Origin of the sequence: Nocardioides sp. (assembly GCF_024509035.1) — a bacterium.
In the GTDB taxonomy this organism is placed as follows: Bacteria; Actinomycetota; Actinomycetes; order Propionibacteriales; family Nocardioidaceae; genus Nocardioides.
Genome location: NZ_JANINT010000318.1, coordinates 535 through 2,191, shown reverse-complemented (window position 1 = coordinate 2,191; position 1,657 = coordinate 535). Strand labels below are relative to the sequence as shown.

3 protein-coding genes are annotated in these 1,657 nt (G+C 74.8%); all 3 read right to left on the bottom strand.

Annotation, left to right across the window (positions count from 1 at the left end; all coding sequences use genetic code 11):
* On the bottom strand, positions 1–209 hold a 209-nt coding region (locus Q0L15_RS20065), incomplete at its 3' end, for an ATP-binding cassette domain-containing protein (RefSeq protein ID WP_296606396.1).
* Between the two features lie 18 nt (positions 210–227).
* Positions 228–1,070 carry an ATP-binding cassette domain-containing protein gene (locus Q0L15_RS20060; protein ID WP_296606394.1) on the bottom strand — a complete coding sequence of 281 codons (843 nt, stop codon included), beginning with the start codon at positions 1,068–1,070 and terminating at the stop codon, positions 228–230.
* Positions 1,070–1,657 (bottom strand): FtsX-like permease family protein (locus Q0L15_RS20055; protein WP_296606393.1); only part of this gene is annotated, 588 nt, incomplete at its 5' end. The genes Q0L15_RS20055 and Q0L15_RS20060, both read right to left, overlap by 1 nt.

Genomic DNA, 1,657 nt, shown 5'->3' with positions numbered 1-1,657 from the left:
CGGCCACCGAGCGGCTCGTCGGCGAGCAGCACCCGGCCCTCCGCCGGCTGCAGGGCGCCCGCGAGCGCCCAGAGCAGCGACGACTTGCCGGCGCCCGAGGGCCCGGTGACCGAGATCAGCTGGCCCGGGTGGACGACCAGGTCGACGTCGCGGACCGCGACGAGGTCGCCGTACCGGACGTGGAGACCCTCGGCGCGGAGCTCATCCATGGTGCTCATCCATCGTGCTCACCCATGGTGGTGGCCCTCCTCGGTCTGCAGCACGTACTCGCCGTCCTCGTTGCGGTGGAACCGCACCAGCGTCCCCGGCACCAGCTCCTCGCGGACGTGCAGCGGCAGCGGCAGGAACCCGTCGGGCGTGATGACGGCGTACTCCTCGCCGCTGCGACCCTCGCCGCCGACCCGGCCGTCGCGGATCGTGATCGTGCGGGGCAGGTACGCCGCCACGTCCGGGTCGTGGGTGACGAGCACGACGGTGGTGCCCAGCTCGCGGTTCGCGACCGACATCCGCTCCAGCACCCGGTCGCGGGCCTCGTGGTCGAGCTGGCTGGTCGGCTCGTCGGCGAGCAGCAGGCCGGGCCGCGGCGCGACCGCGATCGCGAGCGCGGCCAGCTGGAGGTGGCCCGGCGTGAGCGAGCCGAGCGGCTCGTGCGCGTGGTCGGCGAGCCCGACCTGCTCGAGCACCTCGTCCGGCTCCGGGACGTCCTTGCCGGCGCGCCGGGCCGCGCCCTGCGCGAACCGGACGTTCTCGTACGGCGTGTAGTACGGCAGCAGGTTGCGGTGCGCGCCCTGGAGCATCAGCGCGACGTCCTGCGCGCGCATCGCGTCGAGCTGCCGGTCGGTCGCGGCCGACAGCTCGAGGTCGCCGACGAAGATCTTGCCGGCGCTGGGCCGGAACACCCCGGCGAGCAGGTTGAGCAGCGTCGACTTGCCGGCGCCGGACGGGCCGAGCAGCCCGACCATGCCGCCGGACGGGACGTCGAGGTCGACGCCCGAGAGCGCCGCGACCTCGTGCCCCTCCGACCGGTAGATGTGCACCAGCCGGTGCGTGGTGACCCGGGTGCCGGACATCAGATCGTCTCCCTCAGCCGTCGCAGCTCGGACCGGTGGGCCATCGCCCGGCCGATCAGCAGGCCGCCGAGGCCGAGCACGACCAGGGCCGCGAGCGCGGCCAGCAGGACCGCGCCCCACGCCACGTCCAGGTCGAGGGTCGAGACCAGCGGGTCCTCGGCGAACAGCGGCACGATCGGCAGGGCGAGCTGGGCGCCGTACAGGCCTGCCGCGGTGCCGGCCACCACGCCGACGACGATCGCGGGCAGCTGGGAGGCGATCGACATGGCCCCGATCGCCCGGCGCGGAACGCCGGCCATCCGCAGCGCCGCCAGGTCGCGGGTGCGGAACCGCCAGCTGCTCACGGCGCTGACCACCAGGACCAGCAGCGCGATCAGGAGGGCGACGGCGCCGATCAGCGCGGCGAGCTGCAGGCTCCAGGCGGCCGCGGAGTCGTCGTAGGAGCGGCGGACGTCGGCCAGCGTGCGGACGTCGGCCATCCGCACGTGGTGGTCGGCGAGAGCCTTGCGGACCTTCGCCACGAGCGCGGGGTCGTCGTCGGCCAGCCAGACCGAGAGCCGGTCGGTCGCGGCGAGCTCGGTGCCGCG